The organism is Pseudomonas sp. CMR5c (assembly GCF_003850545.1).
GTDB lineage: Bacteria > Pseudomonadota > Gammaproteobacteria > Pseudomonadales > Pseudomonadaceae > Aquipseudomonas > Aquipseudomonas piscis.
Genome location: NZ_CP027705.1, coordinates 2,774,164 through 2,790,624 on the forward strand (window position 1 = coordinate 2,774,164; position 16,461 = coordinate 2,790,624).

Below are 16,461 nucleotides of genomic sequence, written 5' to 3' on the forward strand. Positions count from 1 at the left end.
GCGTGGAAGCATTGAACGGCATCGAACAGGCAACCTTCGGCGCCGGTTGTTTCTGGGGCGCGGAAGCGACGTTCCGCGCACTGCCGGGAGTTCTGGATACCCGGGTGGGTTATGCCGTGGAGGCGGGCGACGAGGCGGTGCAGATCGAGGTGGTGCAGGTGGACTTCGACCCGCGACTGCTGGCTTACAGCCGCCTGATCGAACACTTCTGGGGCCTGCACGACCCGACCTCAGTGGATCGCCAGGGCGAGCACGGCGGAGTGAAGTACCGCTCGGCGATCTTCCACACCAATGCCGTGCAGGCCGAACAGGCGAGGGCGGCCAAGACCGCCCTGCAAGACTCCGGCCGCCTCGACAAACCGGTGGCCACGGTGATCGTGCCCCTGGGCCGCTTCGACCTGGCGGATGAAGCGCACCAGCGTTACCTGGAAAAGAATGGGTTGAGCAGTTGCCATATCTAGAAGCTGCAAGCTGCAAGCTGCAAGCTCCAAGCTCCAAGCTCCAAGCTTGGAGCTTGCGGCTTAGAGCTCGCTCTTATGCAACCCGCCACTGAATCACTTCCAGCACCGCACAGCCTTCTCGTGTCAGCAGGTGCACGCCACGGGTGATACGGGTCAGGTCGCAATCGCTGATGTCTTTCAGCGCCAGGGTGGACAGGCTGTCCATCAGGTCGCGGCCCACGGTGAAACGGTGGGCGGCGCTGCTGGCCAGGTCGCTCAAAGGGGCTTGGGTGTCGAGGTAGAACACCGGGTGTTCGGTGTCGTGGGTGTCGATGGGGGTGAAGCGGGGAAGGTGATGGTCAGTCATAGGTATGGCTCCTGCTTACAGAGCAATCGCCTTGGTTATCGACCGAAAGAGCTGGGGCAGTGGTACGCGAGCAGGTTGGCCGAGGAAAGGGCAACAGCACACCCTGGGGTGTCCCGCGCAGCACCGTCGTAGTTCCTGATTGCGGGAACAAAAGCGACTGCCAGGATGTTTGAAAGTGGATGCGTTCCTATATTCGACCGGCCAAGGTCGCTCGCGGATCTGGCTGCGAGGGGCGGACTATAGGAAGGATGCTGGAGCAGTGCAACCGGGTGTTGAAGGTGATGTTTGAGTGCTTGTGTCGACTGTCTGGTGGCTGGTTTTGATGGGGTACATATCCGTTGCTGCGGTCACGGCGGCTGGCGGTTTCGCCCTTACGGCGAGTTTTGGGTACATATCCGTTGCTGCGGGTGTGGCCACTTAGGGTTCCGCTCTTACAGCGGGTCACTTTGGATGGAGCCCAAAGTAACCAAAGGCTCTCTGCCCCCGCATCCGGCGCCTCGCCTAGGCTCGGCGTGCCCTCGCTCCGGCATTGCTCCGGGGGCACGCCGCCACAGGCCATCCATGGCCTGGGACGGCTAGCTCGGCATCCATGCCGAGCTGCCCCCTGCGCAACGCCTGCACTCGGCCTCCTGAAGGGGCAGGAAGATCAAAAGCTAGAGCAAGAGCAAGATCACAGGCCGAAGCCAAAGCGCGTTGTACGCGCTTTTGTAGCCGGCTTGCTGGCGAAGAGGCCCGTAAGGCATGCATCGCCCTGGCGGACGCCTTCGCTGGCAAGCCAGCTCCTACGCAGAGAGGACCAGGCCGCATGGCCGCCGTTTGCTCTGGCTCTTGCTCTGGCTTTTGATCTCCAAGGCCCCGTTAACCACGATGGCCGAACGCAGGCATTGATCCGTGGGTAACCCGGCAGGACGCCGGGTTAGCCGCACTGGGCCATGGATGGCCCATTGCGGCGGCCCACGGATCAATGCCGGAGTGAGGGCATGCCGAGCTTTAGCGAGGCACCGAGTGGAGGGGCAAGACTTTTTGCTTACTTTTGTGTCGACTGACAAAAGTGAGCCGCTGTAAGAGCGGAACCGCCAGTGGCCACACCCGCAGCAACGGATATGTACACCACCGCGGTAAAAAAGAAACGCAACAGCGAATATGTACTCCGAACCTCCCTAACGACCTCTATATCATCCCTTGAAATAGAATGGAGAGTTTCGTCACAAGACTCAAAAAACACTGATGATTGGTCTTTCTAGTTAAGCGGTCAGCGTGTCGTGGGTCTTGCAACCTATCGGCGTCACGATATTTACGATAATTTATGGAACTCGCTGAAACCTAATTTACCCATCCGTTCACAGTCAGAGGAACTGATGGTGAAGCAATACTTCTGCTCAGATATTTGTATTGCCCTCTGGGCTATCAAAGCTTGAGGGCATGAGATTAAGCAGGCATCTGGGCAGAAAAACATAGTTTGTTTTTATCCAAATCCCTCGCATACGCTGAAAAGTAGGGTCCCCGCTGGTCGGGTTTACCCTCACAGGTACCGCCTAATTCAATCACCTTTTCATGAAAGCTTTTTACTTTTTCTACAGAGTCAACATTAAAACCAATCATCGTGCCATTTCCATTTGTTGCAGGTTCCTTGTTAAAGGGAGTTGCTAGCGCAAATGAGAAATTGCTGCTTTGCCAGTAAGTCATTCTGTCTGTTGATATCACGTACCTGAGTTCTGTTTCCTCAAAGAGTGCATTGTAGAACTCAATTGCGGCCTCCATGTTATTTGTACCTAGTACGCAGTAGTTGACTCTCATAATTTAATATCTCGTATTTGTAGCAGGGTTTAGTACTCATGATTAGCATGTTAAAGCTGCTCATTGTCGTCATTATGCTGCAGGGCAGTGACAGTTTCCGTCAGGATTGATCGATACGCACAACAAGGGTAGGCCGCTGAGTTTGGGGAAATCCTACGTTAAGCCGGCTCGGCTTAGGTGCGTGTCATACCCTTGCAACTCATCGGCGCCACGATATCTCCGACAATGTGTGGAGTTTGCTGAAACCGCATTTAGCCGGCCGCGAAGGTACCTGAGGAGGACGAGCCAAGGTTCACCAACACCGTATTGTGGATTTGCGCGCCGGGGCACCTTGGAGAGACCCGCCAGGCGATCATGTTTCAGGTTTCAAACCCCACCTTTCCACCCCCCACCCAACGCAACCAGCAACCCCACACTCGCCTGCAACTCCCGCGTCTGCACCGCCTGCAACCCCCGCTGGGCCTGCAAGGCCGCGGTCTGCGCCGTCACTACATCCAGATAACTCACTGCTCCCGCTTGATAGCTGTTCATCGCCAGGGACTGGGTGTGCAGCGCCGCATTCACCGCCGCTTGTCGGTCCAGCGCTTGTTGTTGCAGGTCGCGCAGTTGCCCCAGGTTGTCCTCCACCTCGCGCACCGCCCGCAGCACCTGGCCCCGGTAATGGGCCGCAGCCTCCTCGAATTCGGCATGGGCCTGGCGCTCGTTGGCACTGAGACTGCCACCGTCGAAAATCGGCAGAGTCATCAGCGGTCCCAGGGCCCAGTAGCGATTGCCCGCCGCCAGCAGGTTGCCGCTGCCCTGGGTCTGGCCGCCGAGCATGCCGGTGAGGCTGAAGTCCGGGTACCAGGCCGCTCGCGCCACGCCGATGCCGGCATTGGCGGCGAATACCCGGCGTTCGGCAGCGGCGATGTCCGGCCGGCGTTGCAGCAGGCTGCTGGGCAGTTGCCGGGGGACTTCCGGCAGGCCCAGCAGTTGTTCCGAGGGCGCCAGGCGGAACTGGCTGGCCGGTTCGCCCACCAGCTCGCCCATGGCGTGTTCCGTGAGGTTGCGCTGGGCCCGGACTTCGTCCAGGTCGGCCTCGGCATTGGCCAGCTGGCTCTGGGCTCGGGTCAGGTCCAGCTCCGAGGCGATCTGCCCCTGGTAGCGGTCACGGGTCAGTTGCAGGGCCTGGCCGTAGTCTTCCAGGGAGCGGCTGAGAATCCGGCTTTGCGCGTCCAGGCCGATCAACTGCACATAGAGCGATGCCAGCTGGCGTTGCAGGCTCAGGCGCGCCGCCGCCAGGTCATCACCGGACGCCTGGGCCTGGGCATCGCCCGCCAGCGTCTGGTTGCGCAGCCGGCCCCAGAGATCGAGGTCGAAGTCCAATGTAAAGCCGGCGCTGTTGCTGTTGTACACCGAGGGCTGGCTGCCGCCGCGTAGCGGTCGGCTGTCCGACTGGCGCTGGCGCAAGGGCTGGGCGCTGGCGCTGATCTGCGGGAACAGCCCGGCATGCAGCTGGCTGGCGTAGGCCTGGGCGCCGTCGTAGTGGGCCAGGGCCGCGGCGAGGTCCGGGTTGGCCTGGAGCAGGCGCTGTTGCAGGTCGTCGAGCTGTGGGTCGTGGTACAGCCGCCACCAGTGCGCGTCGAGAGCCTGGGGCGTGGCCGGGTGCCAGGGCCCGGCGGCGCTCTGTTCACGAAACTGCGCTGGCAACGCCACCTCCGGCGCCTGGTAATGCGGCGCCAGGGAGCAGCCGTGCAGCGCCAGCAGCACCAGCGCGGCGAAGGGCTTAAGCCTTGGGCGCATGGGCACCTCCGGCGTCGGCCAGTTGCACCAGGTCGCCTTCGCGCAAGGCGTCCGGCGGGTTGTCGATGACCTGATCCGAGGCTTGCAGGCCCTGGTCGATCACCAGACGGTCGCCCAGGTCCAGGCCGATATGGATGCTGCGCAGGTGCACGTGTTTTGCGCTGTCGATGAGCGCCACCTGGGTGCCCTGGGCGCGGAAGATCAGGGCGCTGGCGGGGATGCTCAGGCCATGGGTGTCGGCCGCCAGCGCCAGGCTCGCTTCGGCGTAGTCGCCAGGATGCAGGGCGCCGTCGGGGTTGGCGGCGACGAACTGCGCCAGCAGCGTGCCGGAACGCGGATCGACGGCGCAGGAGTCGCCCATCAACTGGGCGCTGAACTGCTGGCCGGGGTGCTCGGGCACCGTCAGCCGGGCCGTGAGGCCGGGGCGGATCACGCTGGCGTAGTTTTGTGCAATGGGCACGTACAGCCGCAGCTTGTGGGTATCGGACAGGTCGAACAGTTGCGGATCGCTGTCGCTGTCGGCCTTGACCAGCTGGCCGATGTCGGTATGGCGGGCCGTGACCACGCCGGCGAACGGTGCGCGGATGGTCTTGTAGTCCTCCAGGGCCGAGAGCCGCGCGTAGTCGGCGGCGGCCGCTGCTGCACTGGCCTGGGCGGCGGTGGCGTTGGCGCGTTTTTCGTCGGCTTCCTGGCGCGATACCGAGTGGCTGGCCAACAGGTTCTGCCAGCGTGCGGCGGTGGTCTGCGCCAGCCGCGCGGTGGCTTGCTGCTGGAGCATCCGTGCCCGGGCCTGGGCCACTTGCTGGTCCAGGTCGGGGCTGTCGATGTGGGCCAGCACCTGGCCGGCGGCGACCTGGGTGCCGATGTCCGCGCTCCAGTCTTTGAGGTAGCCGCTGACCCGGGCATGGATCGGCGCCTTGCTCCAGGCTTCCAGGTGGGCCGGCAGGCGCAGGCTGACGCTCTGGGCATTGGGTTGTGGTTGCACCGCCAGCACTTGGGGCACGGCGGCGGTTTCGGTCCAGGCGGCGACGGCCCGCTCATGCCGGGTGCGCGCGGCCAGGCCGCTGGCCACCAGCAGGGCGGCCAGGCTCAAGCCGCCGATGCCCAGCAGCATCAGGCGTTTGCGCGAAGGGGTGTGGTCAGGCGACATGGGTGGTTTCTCCAGCGACAGCGGGGTGGGAACGGCGACCGTGGACCAGGCTGAAGACCACGGGGACGAAGATCAGGGTGGCGACGGTGGCCAGCAGCAGGCCGCCGATCACCGCCCGGCCCAGGGGCGCGTTCTGCTCCTCGGACAGGGCCAGGGGCAGCATGCCGATGATCATCGCCAGGGCGGTCATGCACACCGGGCGAAAGCGCGTGTAGCCGGCTTCCAGGGCGGCCAGCAGGGCATCGCCGTGTGCCGCCAGGCGCTCGCGGCAGAAGCTCACCACCAGGATCGAGTTGGCGGTGGCCACGCCCATGCACAGGATGGCCCCGGTCAGCGCCGGCACCGACAGCGAGGTGCCGCTGAGGAACAGCATCCACACGATGCCGGCCAGGGCCGCCGGTAGCGCGCTGATGATCACCAGCGGGTCGAGCCAGGATTGGAAGTTGACCACGATCAGCAGGTAGATCAGCACCACAGCCCCCAGCAGCCCCAGGCTCAGGCCGCTGAAGGCCTGGTGCAGGGCATCGATCTGCCCATGCAGGCTGACCGTGGCGCCCTTGGGCCGCAGGGCCGCGGCGTCGTCCAACACCTGTTGCATGTCGTGGGCCACGGCGCCCAGGTCGCGGCCCTGGACGTTGGCGTACAGGTCCAGGGTCGGCTGGATGTTGTAGTGGCTGACCACCGCCGGGCTGTCAACGCGGGAGATATTCGCCAGGCCACCGAGGATCTGCGCCTGACCGTTGCTGCCGGTGACCGGCAAGGCCTCCAGGGCTGGCAGGCTGTCCAGGCGGTACTGCGGGGTGGCGGCGACGATGGAGTAGGACACGCCGTTCTTCGGGTTGAGCCAGAAGGTCGGCGCCACCTGGGAGCTACCGGCCAAGGAGGCGACCATGCTGTTGGTCACGTCGCGCTCGGTGATCCCCAGGCCGTTGGCCCGCAGGCGGTCGACCTTGACCGCCAGCGACGGATAGCCGGTGGACTGCTGCAGGCGCAAGTCGGCGATGCCCGGCACGTGGCGCAGGCGCCGTTGCAGCTCCAGGGCATAGGCGCGGTTGGCCGCATCGTCAGGCCCGGAGATCTTCACGTCCAGCGGGGCCGGTGCGCCGAAATTGAGGATCTGGCTGCTGATGTCCGCCGGCAGGAAGGCGAACTGGCTACCGGGGAAACTCTCCGGCAGGGCCTCGCGCAAGCGCTTCACGTAATCGGCGGTGGGGGCGTGGCCGGGCTTGAGGGTGACCTGGATATCGCCATCCTGGGGGCCGATGGTGCCGCTGTTGCTGTAGGCCATGTCGATGCCGCTCAGGGGGATGCCGATGTTGTCGATCACGCTGTCCAGCTCCTCGGGCGGGATCACCTCGCGGATCCGCGCTTCGATGCGGTCGAAGGCCGCCGCGCTTTCCTCGATCCGCGTGCCCAGGGGCAGGCGCACATGCAAGGCCAGGGCCCCGGCATCGGTGGCGGGGAAGAAGTCCTGGCCCAGGCTCGGCAGCAGGGCGAAGGAGGCCAGCACACAGGCGAGGAAACCCAGGAGGAACGGCCGGCGCCTGGCCAAGGCCAGTCGCAGCAGGCCGTGGTAGGTGTCGCGCACATTGGAAAAACGCCGCTCGAAGCCTTGCTGGAACCCCAGCAGGGCGCGTACCAGGGCATGCCGGGGCGGGGCGTGCTGCTCGCCTTCGTGGTGGTTGATGAAGGCGTCTTCCGGGTGGTGGCCAGGGCTGGTCTCCGGCACGTGGGGCTTGAGCAGGTACAGGGCCAGGGTCGGCACCAGGGTCCGCGACAGCAGGAAGGAGCTGGCCATGGCGAAGATCACCGCCAGGGCCATGGGCCGGAACAGGTAGCCGGCGATGCCCTGCAGCAGGAACATCGGCACGAAGACGATGCAGATGCACAGCAGCGAGACGAACGCCGGGCCGACGATCTGTTTGGCGCCGTCGAGGATCGCGTCCTTCACCGTCTTGCCCTGTTCCAGGTGCCAGTTGATGTTCTCGATGGTCACCGTGGCGTCGTCCACCAGGATCCCCACCGCCAGGGCCAGGCCGCCCAGGGTCATGACGTTGAGGGTCTGGCCGCTGGCGGCCAGCAGGGCGATGGCGGCGAGCACCGCCAGGGGAATCGAGGCGGCGATGATCAGGGTCGAGCGCCAGCTGCCGAGGAACAGCAGGATCATCGCGCTGGTCAGCAGCGCGGCGATGATGCCTTCCTGGGCCACGCTGCCCAGCGACTGCTTGACGAACACCGAGGCATCGCCCAAGAGCGAAGTCTTCAGCGCTGGCGGCAGGGTCTCATCGATGCGCGGCAGCATCTGGCGGATGCCATCGACGATGGCCAGGGTCGAGATATTACCGTTCTTCAGGGCCGGCATCAGCACCGCCCGGTGGCCGTCGACCCGCACGATATTGGTCTGCGGCGGCGCGCCGTCACGCACGTGGGCCACCTGGCCGATGGTGATCAAGGCGCCGTCGACGGTCTTGATCGGCAGGTCGTTGAGCTCATCGATGGCAGTGGGGCTGTTGTTCAGCAGCACCGTGTATTCATTGCCACCCAGCTTGGCGGTGCCCACCGGGATGATCTGGTTCTGCGCCGCCAGGGCGTTGCCCACGTCCTGGGCGGACAGGCCCTTGGCCGCCAGCGCCTGGGGATCGAGGTCGAGGGTGATCTGCCGCTGCTTGCCGCCCATGGGCGTGGGCATCGCCAGGCCCGGCAGGGCGCTCAGGGGCAGGCGGATATTGTTCTGCACCAGGTCGCGAATCTTCGCCTCGGACAGGGTCGGGCTGGAAAACGCCATCTGCAGAATCGGCACCGTCGAGGCGCTGTAGTTGAGGATCAGCGGCGGGGTGATGCCCGGCGGCATCTGCTTGAGCACGGTTTGTGAAACGGCTGTCACCTGGGCGTTGGCGGTACGGATGTCCACCCCCGGCTGGAAGAAGATCTTGACGATCCCCATGCCCGGCAGCGACTGCGACTCGATATGCTCGATATCGTTGACCGTGGTGCTCAGCGAGCGCTCGTAGGTGTAGATCACCCGGCCGGCCATGGCGTCCGGCGACAAGCCGTTGTACTGCCAGACCACCGCCACCACCGGGATGCCGATATCCGGGAACACGTCGGTGGGCGTACGCAGGGCCGCCAGCGGCCCGATGATGCAGATGAAGATCGCCAGCACGATAAACGTGTAGGGCTTGAGCAGAGCGGTCTTGACCAGCCCGAGCATGGGGTGGACCTCCGAGGCGGAAACGAGGCTCGGCAGTCTCCGGCGACCCACCTAACACGCGGCTTTCAGCCAGGTGAAGGAAGTTTTAGGTTGGGCCTTAACTTCCTTTCATGGGGATTCATTTGTCCTCGTTGCCGGGCCTCGACAAGCTGGATGGCAATCCGGCGCGGCTGGCGTTCGCAGTCGCACCCCGTGTTCCTTCTCACTGCCGAGGTACCTGCCATGAATGCCAAACCGCTGCTGCTGATTCCCGCCCTGAGCCTGGTGCTGGCGCTTTCCGCCTGCGCCGGGCCGATGCCCAAGGCCGACCCCAACGACGCCTGGATCAGCCTCGAGGAAGAAGCCCCCAGCGACCTGATGGCCGAACGCGTGGACGGTAAGAACGTCGACGACGGCCGCTACTTCCAGGTCCGCCCCGGCGCCCACCGCCTGGACGTGACCGTATTCGAAGACAGCACCGGCGACTCCAACCAGCAAGACTGCAACGGGCATGTCAGCTACAGCGACTTCAAGGCCGGCGAGCATTACAAGCTGGTGGAATCGACCCTGGGCACCGAAGTGCGGGCGCGGCTGTATGACGGGCAGGGCAAGCAAGTAGCCAGTACGAGTGGGTTCAGGTGTATGCCGGGGTAGGGTGGGGATGGGCGTGACGGGCCTGAACGTGTCGGCACTGCTGGCACTATTGTTTGAACCCCTGATGTTTGAAACCCTGACGTTGAGCGCTAAAAGTCGCGCCACGGGGGCGACAAACTCACCCCGATGTCCTGACGATGCCTGCTGTGGAGGGGCCGGTTTATCGGGTTGGAGGGAGGGGATAATTTATTTTTCCGCCACCCCGTCACAAAGCCTAGGGCTGGCCCGTCATGTCGGTGTATCCCTCAAATAACGGAGCCACCCCATGTCATCCAGCCACCCCACCCAAGCCGTCAACCTGCTGCAAACCATCCCCGAGATCTTCGACAGCCTGGGCCAGATCCACGGCCTGATCGACGCCCATGGCCTGGATCGCAAGCTGCATCACCTGGTGGTGCTGCGCGCCTCGCAGATCAACCAGTGCGGCTTCTGCGTGAAGATGCACACCCGCGAAGCCCGGGAAGACGGCGAAAGCAACGAGCGCCTGGACCGCCTGGTGGTCTGGCGCCACGTCAGCGACTTCAGCGCCGCCGAACGCGCCGCCCTGGCCTGGACCGAAGCCCTCACCGTGCTGCACGAAGGCACCGACTTCGGCCCGCTGCGCGCGGCCCTGCGCGAACATTTCAGCGACGCGCAGATCGCCGCCTTGACGGCCGATATCGGCATGATCAACCTGTGGAATCGCATGCAGGTGTCGAGGCACTGAGGATGGATCGAATCGATGATGCGACGGTGTTCGCAAGCCGTCGCAGCTTCCTGCTGGGCCTGGCCTACCGCCTCCTCGGCTCCCGCGCCGAAGCTGAAGACGTGGTGCAAGACCTGTTCATCAAATGGCTGGAGGCCGACCAGGCCTCCATCGCCAACCCCGCCGCCTGGCTGACCACCGCCTGCACCCGCCACTGCATCGACCTGCTGCGCTCCGCCCGCCGCGCCCGGGTCGACTACATCGGCACCTGGCTGCCGGAACCGATCCACACCCTGCACCACGAATCCCCCGAACAGAGCCATGAACTGGCCTCGTCGCTGTCCACCGCGTTCCTGCTCTTGCTGGAACGCCTGACGCCCAAGGAGCGCGCTGCCTATCTGCTGTATGACATCTTTGACCTGGACTACTCACAAGTAGCTGCTGCACTCGATGTTCAAGAAGCCACCTGCCGCAAACTGGTATCCCGCGCCAAGGCCAGCCTGGGTAATGCCCAGGTTCGGCACCAGCCGGAAGCGTCCCGCCAGCAGGAACTGTTGAGTGCCTTTCATGCCGCCATCGCCAGCGGTTCGACCCAGGGGTTGGCGGCGTTGTTGTCCGAAGACGTTGAACTGTGTGCCGATGGTGGCGGCAAGGCCAGCGCCATTCGCGAGACGCTGTATGGGTTGGAGGCGGTGTTGGCGTTTGTGGGTGAGTCCTTGAGCCGGTACTGGCGGGAGTATCAGTGGCAGGAGGTGGAGATCAATGGTGGACGTGGGGTGGTGTTACGGGGGGAGGGGGAGGAAGTGGTGGCGGTGGTGAGTTTTGGGTATGACGAAAGGGGGCGGGTGAACCGCGTCTTTATCATGCGCAATCCGGATAAGTTGGTGGGGTTGGGGAGTGGGGTGTTGGTGTGAGGCTCACATTGCGCAGCCCTGGGGCTGCGGGCCAATAAACCAAGGCCACTGATCCTATTGTAGGAGCAGCCGGTCGACGCTTGATTGCTCGCGGCGCTCTTACGCGTCATGACGACTGTGGAATGTCGACTGGTCTCAGCCAAAGCGACCAAGTAAGCGATCAAGTAACCGACTAAGTAGTCCAGGAACTATTGAACGCCGACAGCTAACTCATAAAAAAGCCGGTCTATGACCAGCTTTTTTATGGCCCTAGGTCACGCACTAAAAGCCCGCGTCTCAATCACCGCCAACACATCCCGCACATCCTGCAGCAACAGCCGGGCGGTGTTGGTCACGGTGCCAATGTCCTTGTCGCTGGAGTCGCGCAGTCCAGCGCAGGCCATCAAATTCAGATAATCCAGCGTAGTGAGCAACCGCTCGCTGGCGCATGCATGCAGATCCTCTAGCGGGGCGTGGCTGTCGACAAACAGCACTGGTCCATCGCTGGCGATCGGGGTCAGGGGAATAAAGCGTTCAGAGTGATCCTGGGGATTCATGGTGTCGTACTTTTCAAAAAATAGAAAAGTTGCCACCTACTGCTGCGAATCAATGGGGTGGCAGCTGTACGCGGGTTCGCAGACCGAGGAAAAGAGTAAACCCGGCAGGCCCGAAGGCCTCCCACGCACAGCCGCCATAAAGCGAAACGCAGGCGAGTGTGCCTGAGTTGTCATTGACGGTGTAGTTCGACTTTTCCGCTGGGGCTGCGAAACCCCATCACCGGCCAGGCCGGCGACGCCAAAAACTATAGGGATGCCGCGCACCAGGAACAACGGCGCTGCCGTAGGACGGATCCTGATTTGCGGTAGGGGCGGGCTGAGTTGCTGAGCTTGCCATGCATCCGATGCTGGCCCGCCTTGGCGCAGGTGCGGTGCGCTCCACCCCGCAGCGCCAGCTCAATCCCCCAACTCCCCAAACCACTCCACCAGCCGTCCAGCCGCTTGCTGCTTGACCTCCTGATTGATATGCGCGGCCACCGCCGCGATCGACAGGCTCAGCACGCCGAGGTCGTCGGCGTAGCCGGCGCCAGGCAGCAGGTCGGGGATGAGGTCCAGGGGCAGGACGAAGTAGCCCAGGGCCCCGTAGATGGTGCCTTTGGCCCAGGTGGGGGTTTGCGGGCGTTGGGCGGCGTAGTACAGCCACAGGGCCTTGGTGATCAGGATGCGGCCGACATGCAGGGCGTAGCGGCTGATCTTGCGCCAGAGGCAACGGTGGAAGCTTTGTTCCAGGGTATGGTCGGTGGACATGGCGGGCTCCTTGCGGTTACTGGGCGCCAGGTCATGGTGGGCGTTGCGTCTGTGCGCTGGCAGCGGAGAGAACTTCCCTGGGAACTGCTGGCAGCCATGGGCGCCGCTTGGGTTGCCCTCAGGCCTGGCGCCAGCCTTCCAGGTAACTGAACAGCCGCATCCCCAATAGCATCGCCAGCACGAACATCCAGGCCTGCCAATGCCCGCTGGGCAGCAGCACCAGCGCCGGGCCGGGGCAGATGCCGGCGATGCCCCAGCCGATGCCGAACACCAGGCTGCCGCCGATCAGGCGGCAGTCGAGGGGGCGTTTGCCTGGCAGTTGCATCGGTGCGCCCAGCAGGGAATGCGAGCGTTGCCGGGCCCAGCGTATGGGCCACCAGGCGCTGGCGATGGCGCCGAGCATCACCAGGGCCAGGGACGGGTCCCACTGGCCGGCGAGGTCGAGAAAGCCCAGGACCTTGGCCGGATTGGCCATGCCGGCCAGCAGCAGACCGAGGCCGAACACCAGGCCCGCGGCAAAGGCGCTGAGGCGCTTCATGGCAGTAGCCCCAGCAGGTGACGGGTGACCCACACGGTGGCGAAGCCGGTGGCCATGAAACACAGGGTGGCGATGATCGAGCGTGGCGCCAGCCGGGAGATCCCGCAGACCCCATGGCCGCTGGTGCAGCCGCTGCCATAGCGGGTGCCGAGGCCCACCAGCAGGCCGGCGCCGATCAGGCCGAGGGTGTCGCTGTGGAATTCCACGGGCGGCAGGGCCGCGAATAGCCCCCACAGCAGCGGCGCCAGCAGCAGGCCGAGGATGAACAGGGCCTTTTCCGCCCAGCCTTCGCCGGCCGGTTGCAGCACGCTGGCCAGCAGGCCGCTGATCCCGGCGATACGGCCGTTGGCGGCGATCAGCCAGCCGGCCGAAAGGCCGATCAACACGCCGCCGGCCAGGGCCGACCAGGGGCTGAAGTGCAGCAGGTCGATGGACATGCAAGGGTTCCTCACGTCAGGAAGAGAGCCAGCCCGCCACAGGCCATCACCCGTGGCGGGCCCGGATGCTTCAGTGGGGCAAAAGGCCCAGGGCGCCGCCGGCCAGGAGCAGGGCGGCGCAGATGCCGGTGACGGCGAACAGTTGCTGCAGCCGTGGCCCGGCCAGGTGGCTGGCGATCTGGCGGCCGAGCACCAGGCCCAGCACCGCGCCGAGGGCGAAGGGCGCGCCCACCGCCCAGTGCATCACGCCGCTGAGGCTGGCGGTAACCACGCTGCCCAGGGACACCAGGGCGATCACCGCCAGGGAGGTGGCGACGATGCTCTTGCTGTCCAGGTTGGTGTAGCGGCTCAGCGCCGGGATGATCACGAAACCGCCACCGACCCCCAGCAGCCCCGACAGCAGCCCGGAGAGCAGGCCGGTGAAGGTCAGCGCCCGGGCGCAGGGCAGGGTCCAGCGCAGCCGGCCCTGGGCCGGGTTGAGCACGCAGGGCTGGAACGCAGGGCGCGGCGCCGGCCGGCCCTGTTTCAGCTCCAGGCTGGCCTTGCGCAGGATGCGCCCGCAGGCGTACAGCAGCACCAGGGCGAACAGCAGGGCCAATGGCAGGTTCGGCAGGCGGTGGGCCAGCCACAGCCCCAGCGGCGCCATAAGGATGCCGATGCCGGCGACGAACCCCGCGGCGCGATAACGCACGATGCCCTGGCGCAAGCCGAGGATGGCCCCGACGCTGGCGGCCAGGCCCACCGCCAGCAGGCCGATGGGGGCGGCCTCGACCATGCTCAGGCCGAGGCCGAACACCAGCAGCGGCACCGCGAGGATGCCGCCGCCGGCCCCGGTCAGGGCCAGGATCGCGCCGATGATCGCCCCCAGGCCCGCACCCAGCAGACTGTGTTCATTCATGCTTGGGAGGTGTCCGTGGCCAGGGTCGGGTGCGCGAGCCATTCGTGGCCCTTGAGCATGCCGCGCCAGTACAGCGGCGGCAGGATCATCTCCTTCAGCCACCAGGCGCGCCGGGTCGGCTGGCGCCCGTCCAGCAGCCAGGCGGGAAAGCTGGGGGCCAGCTTGCCGCCGTAGGTGAATTCGGCGAGGACGATCTTGCCCCGTTCCACGGTCAGCGGGCAGGAGCCGTAGCCGTCGTAATGGGCCAGCCGGGTCAGGCGCTTGAGGGTCACCAGCACGTTGTTGGCCACCACCGGCGCTTGCTTGCGCGCGGCCGCGGCGGTCTTGGCATTGCTGGTGTTGGTGGCGTCGCCCAGGCCGTGGATATTGGCGAAGCGCTTGTGGCGCAGGCTGTGGGGGTCGACATCGACCCAGCCGGCGGCGTCGGCCAAGGGGCTCTGGCGAATGAAGTCCGGGGCGCACTGCGGCGGCACCACGTGCAGCATGTCGAACGGCCGTTCCAGGGTTTCCTGGGTGCCATCGGCCAGGGTGCGGACGAAGGTCGCGCGCTGGGCCGGGCCGTCCACCGCTACCAGGTTGTGGCCGAAGTCCAGGTCGATGGCGTACTTCTTCACGTATTCCATCAGCGCCGGCACGTAGTCGGCGACGCCGAACAGCACGCCGCCGGCATTCATGAAGCGCGGCTTGATCGCGCCCAGGCGGCCCTGGCGCAACCAGTGATCGCAGGACAGGTACATGGCCTTTTGCGGCGCGCCGGCGCATTTGATCGGCATCGGCGGCTGGCTGAATAGCGCCTGGCCCTGTTGCAGTTGCTGCACCAGCTCCCAGGTGTAGGGCGCCAGGTCGTAGCGGTAGTTGGAGGTCACGCCGTGCTTGCCCAGGGCCTGGGGCAGGCCGTCGATGGCTGCCCAGTCGAGCTTGAGGCCGGGGCAGACGATCAACTGGTCATAGGCCAGCACACGCTCGTCGGCCAGCACCAGGGCATTGTGCTCGGGCTCGAAGCGGCTGACCGCCTGGCGCAGCCACTTGACCCCCTTGGGCATCAGCGAGGCCATGTCGCGGCGGGTGGATTCGGCGCTGAACACCCCGGCGCCCACCAGGGTCCAGCCGGGTTGGTAGTAGTGGGTGTCGGCGGGGTCGATGATCGCCACGTCCAGGTGGGAATCGCGGGACAGCAGGCTGGCGGCGACGGCGATACCGGCGGCACCGCCGCCGACGATCAGCACCTGGTGGCTGCCGTCGACGGCACGCGGGGCAGGGTGGATGGGACGCATGGCAAGGTCTCCGTATGGAGTAATCGTTATAGGGTGTTCAGGGGGATCTTCAGGTAGCTCACGCCGTTGTCCTCGGGCTCGGGGAAGTGCCCGCTGCGCATGTTGACCTGCACCGAGGGCAGGATCAGCACCGGCATGTCCAGGGTCGCGTCACGGGCTTCGCGCATCTTCACGAAGCTGTCCTCGTCGACGCCCTGGTGGATGTGGATGTTGTTGGCCCGCTGTTCGGCCACGGTGGTCATGTACTGCAGCTCGCGCCCGTTGGGCAGGTAGTCGTGGCACATGAACAACCGCGTTTGCGGCGCCAGGGCCAGGATCTTGCCGATGGAGCGGTACAGGGTTCGCGCGTCGGCACCGGGGAAGTCGCAGCGGGCGGTGCCGTAGTCGGGCATGAACAGGGTGTCGCCGACGAAGGCCACCTGCTCTTCGCCCACCTGCACCAGGTAGGTCATGCACGCCGGGGTGTGCCCCGGGGTGTGCATGGCCCGAGCGGTGAGCTGGCCAATGGCGAACTCGCTGCCGTCGGCCAGCAGCACGTCGAACTGGCTGCCGTCACGGGCGAAGATCGGGGCTTCGTTGAACAGCGCGCCGAAGACTTTCTGCACCCGGGTGATCTGGTCGCCGATGGCCACCTGGGCCCCGAGCTGCTCCTTGAGGTAGGCGGCGGCCGAGAGGTGGTCGGCGTGGACGTGGGTTTCCAGAATCCAGTCGACCTGCGCCTCCAGCTCCCGGACCCGGGCCACCAGGCGGTCGGCGGACTCGGTGCGGGTGCGGCCGGACTTGGGGTCGTAGTCCAGCACGCTGTCGATCAGGGCGCAGCGGCGCGTGGCGAGGTCCATCACCAGGTAGCTGATGGTCCAGGTGTGGCTGTCGAAAAAGGCTTCTACACGCAGCGTGTCGCTGATGATCATGGGGCACTCCGGCAATGAAGGGCGAGGGCAGTCTGCGCTGCCGCTCCTGCCTTGGACTGTCAATAAACGTGCCAACCCGGCATAGCGCCGGCCGGCACCCGTTACTGGGTGTGCAAGCTTGCCAAGGCCCTGCTCCGGGGC

Annotated in this window: 16 protein-coding genes; 4 read left to right on the top strand and 12 right to left on the bottom strand. The window is 65.2% G+C overall.

Annotated features, from left to right (window positions below):
- Window positions 1-11: 11 nt before the first annotated feature.
- Complete coding sequence (msrA, locus tag C4K40_RS13015) at window positions 12-461, top strand: peptide-methionine (S)-S-oxide reductase MsrA (protein WP_053138116.1); 450 nt, start codon at window positions 12-14, stop codon at window positions 459-461.
- A 73-nt stretch (window positions 462-534) separates the two neighbouring features.
- On the opposite strand, the gene C4K40_RS13020 is transcribed toward msrA, so the two are convergent.
- The 5 genes from C4K40_RS13020 to C4K40_RS13055 form a co-directional block, all read right to left on the bottom strand.
- A complete protein-coding gene (locus tag C4K40_RS13020; RefSeq protein WP_053138100.1) occupies window positions 535-807 on the bottom strand; it encodes a hypothetical protein in 273 nt (90 codons plus the stop codon).
- 1,428 nt (window positions 808-2,235) lie between these two features.
- Window positions 2,236-2,604, bottom strand: coding sequence for a VOC family protein (locus C4K40_RS13040; protein WP_083457007.1), 369 nt, complete (start codon window positions 2,602-2,604; stop codon window positions 2,236-2,238).
- 366 nt (window positions 2,605-2,970) lie between these two features.
- Window positions 2,971-4,386, bottom strand: a complete 1,416-nt coding sequence (locus C4K40_RS13045; protein WP_124421305.1) for an efflux transporter outer membrane subunit — start codon at window positions 4,384-4,386, stop codon at window positions 2,971-2,973.
- Window positions 4,370-5,536 carry an efflux RND transporter periplasmic adaptor subunit gene (locus tag C4K40_RS13050; RefSeq protein ID WP_124421306.1) on the bottom strand — a complete coding sequence of 389 codons (1,167 nt, stop codon included), beginning with the start codon at window positions 5,534-5,536 and terminating at the stop codon, window positions 4,370-4,372. Before C4K40_RS13050 ends, C4K40_RS13045 begins: the two co-directional genes overlap by 17 nt.
- Window positions 5,526-8,747 carry an efflux RND transporter permease subunit gene (locus C4K40_RS13055; protein WP_124421307.1) on the bottom strand — a complete coding sequence of 1,074 codons (3,222 nt, stop codon included), beginning with the start codon at window positions 8,745-8,747 and terminating at the stop codon, window positions 5,526-5,528. Before C4K40_RS13055 ends, C4K40_RS13050 begins: the two co-directional genes overlap by 11 nt.
- 222 nt (window positions 8,748-8,969) lie before the next feature.
- Here C4K40_RS13055 and C4K40_RS13060 point away from each other — a divergent pair, with 222 nt between their 5' ends.
- The 3 genes from C4K40_RS13060 to sigJ all read left to right on the top strand — a co-directional run bounded on the left by C4K40_RS13060 (window position 8,970) and on the right by sigJ (window position 10,979).
- Window positions 8,970-9,380: a hypothetical protein gene (locus C4K40_RS13060; protein ID WP_022643946.1), complete on the top strand. Its 411-nt coding sequence runs from the start codon at window positions 8,970-8,972 to the stop codon at window positions 9,378-9,380.
- A gap of 265 nt (window positions 9,381-9,645) precedes the next feature.
- A complete protein-coding gene (locus C4K40_RS13065) occupies window positions 9,646-10,086 on the top strand; it encodes a carboxymuconolactone decarboxylase family protein (RefSeq protein WP_124346557.1) in 441 nt (146 codons plus the stop codon).
- Between the two features lie 2 nt (window positions 10,087-10,088).
- Window positions 10,089-10,979, top strand: coding sequence for an RNA polymerase sigma factor SigJ (sigJ, locus tag C4K40_RS13070; protein WP_124421308.1), 891 nt, complete (start codon window positions 10,089-10,091; stop codon window positions 10,977-10,979).
- A 254-nt stretch (window positions 10,980-11,233) separates the two neighbouring features.
- Here the strand turns inward: sigJ and C4K40_RS13075 are convergent, their stop codons facing one another.
- From C4K40_RS13075 to C4K40_RS13110, 7 genes are all read right to left on the bottom strand, one after another.
- Window positions 11,234-11,515, bottom strand: coding sequence for a hypothetical protein (locus C4K40_RS13075; RefSeq protein ID WP_053131282.1), 282 nt, complete (start codon window positions 11,513-11,515; stop codon window positions 11,234-11,236).
- A 396-nt stretch (window positions 11,516-11,911) separates the two neighbouring features.
- Window positions 11,912-12,262, bottom strand: a complete 351-nt coding sequence (locus C4K40_RS13085; protein ID WP_053128935.1) for a YkvA family protein — start codon at window positions 12,260-12,262, stop codon at window positions 11,912-11,914.
- 118 nt (window positions 12,263-12,380) lie between these two features.
- Complete coding sequence (locus C4K40_RS13090; protein WP_053128938.1) at window positions 12,381-12,800, bottom strand: DUF6691 family protein; 420 nt, start codon at window positions 12,798-12,800, stop codon at window positions 12,381-12,383.
- Window positions 12,797-13,237 carry a YeeE/YedE family protein gene (locus C4K40_RS13095; protein ID WP_053128940.1) on the bottom strand — a complete coding sequence of 147 codons (441 nt, stop codon included), beginning with the start codon at window positions 13,235-13,237 and terminating at the stop codon, window positions 12,797-12,799. The genes C4K40_RS13090 and C4K40_RS13095 overlap by 4 nt, the downstream gene beginning before the upstream one ends.
- A 70-nt stretch (window positions 13,238-13,307) precedes the next feature.
- Window positions 13,308-14,135, bottom strand: coding sequence for a sulfite exporter TauE/SafE family protein (locus C4K40_RS13100; protein WP_053128943.1), 828 nt, complete (start codon window positions 14,133-14,135; stop codon window positions 13,308-13,310).
- Window positions 14,132-15,409 carry an FAD/NAD(P)-binding oxidoreductase gene (locus tag C4K40_RS13105; RefSeq protein WP_053128944.1) on the bottom strand — a complete coding sequence of 426 codons (1,278 nt, stop codon included), beginning with the start codon at window positions 15,407-15,409 and terminating at the stop codon, window positions 14,132-14,134. The genes C4K40_RS13100 and C4K40_RS13105 overlap by 4 nt, the downstream gene beginning before the upstream one ends.
- Window positions 15,410-15,435: 26 nt before the next feature.
- Window positions 15,436-16,320, bottom strand: a complete 885-nt coding sequence (locus C4K40_RS13110) for an MBL fold metallo-hydrolase (protein ID WP_053128946.1) — start codon at window positions 16,318-16,320, stop codon at window positions 15,436-15,438.
- Window positions 16,321-16,461: the final 141 nt, after the last annotated feature.